Origin of the sequence: Mycobacterium sp. (assembly GCF_049673265.1) — a bacterium.
Lineage (GTDB): Bacteria > Actinomycetota > Actinomycetes > Mycobacteriales > Mycobacteriaceae > Mycobacterium.
On the sequence record NZ_JBATXN010000538.1, the window covers coordinates 1 to 2377 of the forward strand.

Annotated in this window: 2 protein-coding genes and 1 pseudogene; 2 read left to right on the forward strand and 1 reads right to left on the reverse strand. The window is 64.7% G+C overall.

All coding sequences use genetic code 11. From position 1 onward, the window contains the following. Positions 1-394, forward strand: a 394-nt coding sequence (locus WBF82_RS18410) for a fatty acid desaturase family protein (RefSeq protein WP_424384394.1), incomplete at its 5' end; no start/stop codon positions are given. Between the two features lie 2 nt (positions 395-396). Here the strand turns inward: WBF82_RS18410 and fadD11 are convergent. Then, on the reverse strand, positions 397-2235 hold the full coding sequence (gene fadD11, locus WBF82_RS18415) for a fatty acid--CoA ligase FadD11 (protein WP_424384395.1): 1839 nt from the start codon (positions 2233-2235) through the stop codon (positions 397-399). A gap of 34 nt (positions 2236-2269) precedes the next feature. On the opposite strand from fadD11, the pseudogene WBF82_RS18420 reads away from it, so the two are divergent. After that, positions 2270-2377, forward strand: a pseudogene (locus tag WBF82_RS18420) (class I SAM-dependent methyltransferase); the annotation flags it as partial.

Consider the following 2377-nt stretch of genomic DNA (forward strand, 5'->3'; position numbering starts at 1 on the left):
GGGTACCGCGAACTTCCGGGCCGGGCGGGTGTTGGCCTTCATGAGCGGAAACCTCTGCTACCAGATCGAACATCACCTGTTTCCTGATCTGCCGAGCAATCGGTTACCCGAGATCGGCGAACGGGTCCGCGCGCTGTGCGTGACCTACGACTTGCCCTACACGACAGGTTCCTTCCTTCGCCAGTACCTACTCACGGTGCGCACGATCTGCAAATTGGCTCTGCCGGCCCGGTTTCTTTCCGCGTCCTCCGACGACGCACCAGAAACGGCCTCCGAGAACAAGTTCCGGAATGTCAAGAAGCGACCGCAATCATCGTTCGTCGGCGAGGATGCAAGGCGAAGCGGATTGGCGACTGCAATCGTCACCCACCGGAATCGACGCCGGGCCGGCTGAAGTCACGCCGGTTGGGCTGCCGATGTGCTGCCGGGCTCGTGGACGTCCGGACCCGGATCGCCCGCGTACAACTCCTCGATTTCGTCGGCGTACTTAGCCATGATCGGCCGCCGCTTGAGCTTCATCGTCAGCGTGATCTCCTCACCGCCGGGCTCCCACAACGTCGGTAGCACCCGGAAGCGCTTGATCTGCTCAACCCGCGACAGTTTGGCGTTGCCCTCGGCCACCCCCGCCGCGATCTTCGCGATCACTTGCGGGTCAGCCGCCAGGGCCTCGGCGGAGGCGTCGGCGAGTCCATGCTGGGCCGCGTACGGGCCCACCGAGTCGGCGTCGAAGACCAACAGCGCGGTGTTGTAGGGGCGGCCGTCGCCAATCGCGAGCATCGCCCCGACCATCGGGCAAGCGGCCATCACGGTGGTCTCGATGTTGGCCGGCGACATGTTCTTTCCGGCCGCGTTGATGATCAGCTCCTTCTTCCGGTCGACGATCCGCAGATAACCGTCGTCGTCGACGTCCAGGATGTCGCCGGTGTGCAGCCAGCCGTCGGGGTCGATGGCCTCGGCGGTCTTCGCCGGCTCGCCGCGGTAGCCCTTCATCACCAGCGGCCCACGCACCAAATATTCGCCGTCCTCGGCAATCTTGCCCTCCAAACCGGGCAGCAGCTTGCCTACCGTGCCCAGGCGCGCCTCGGCCGGATGACTCACGCTGGCAACACAGCTCAGCTCGGACATGCCCCACACCTCGGCGATCGGGATGCCGATACCGGCGAAAAATGCCAGCGTTTCGTTCGGAATCGGCGCCGCACCCGACACCGCCCACCGGAGCTGGTCCAGTCCGAGCCTGGCACGCAGCTTTGACAGCACCAGCTCGTCCGCTTTCTCCCATTCGGCAGCCGCGTCGTCCGACAGCGGCTCGTCGGCCACCAGCGCCGCCGCCCGCTTCCCGGCCACCGACATGGCCCACTGCAGAGCTTGACGCTTGGCCTCGTCCTGCTCGTGGGTGACGGCGAATTCTATTGCCGCTTTAAGTTTTTCCCATACCCGGGGCACCGCACCCCAGACTGTCGGGCGCGCGTCGGCCAGCGCCGCCGCGATCTCGCGAGCGTCCGAAACCACGGTGATTTGTGCCCCGAAGACCTCTTGGTTGTACAACGCCATCGTGCGGTCAGCGATGTGTGCCGTCGGCAGGAAGGAGGTGGCGCGATCACCGAACTGAACACCCAAAACGGCGTCGAGGGCTTGGGCTTCGAATAACAGGTGGGCGTGTGTCATCTCCACACCTTTGGGGTTTCCCGTCGTCCCGGACGTGTAGATCAAAGTGATCACATCGTCGGGCTGCACCGCCCGCCAGGTCGACTCGAAATCGAAATCGTCGGCGCCTGCGGCGTAAAGGGCATCCAGCGAGAGGGTGCCTTCCGGGGACCCGTCGATGCAGACGATGTGCTCCAGCTTTGCGCCACTGGCCCGGATCCGGTCGACGTACTGCTGTTCGCAGATCACCACTTTGGTGCCGGCATTGTCGAAAACATAGGTCAGTTGTTCGGCGGGCAGCGTGTTGTACACCGAGAACGAGGTCGCGCCCAAGTGCTGCGCGCCCACTTCCAGCGGATAAAACTCGATGCGGTTGGCCATCATCAGCGAAACCGTGTCGCCGCGACAAACCCCCAGGCCGGCCAAACCGGCCGCGACCCGGCGCACGTCAGCCGCGTACTGCCGCCAGGTCATCGTCTGGGTGCCGCCCGGGGTGCGCAGCGCGATAGCGTCCGGGTCGATCGCCGCCGTGCGCTGGAACGCCTCACATAAAGTGGCCGGCTGCTGGGCTGTGGTTTTCGAATCGATCACCCAGCGCAGCCTAGTCTCGGAGTACGTTGCCGGTATGCGAATCGCGATCACCGAGTTCACCCCCATCGAGCAAACCGCGTTCGTGACCGCATACGCCCGCGCGCTCGACAGCCGTTGGCCCAAACCGATACTCGGCGACACG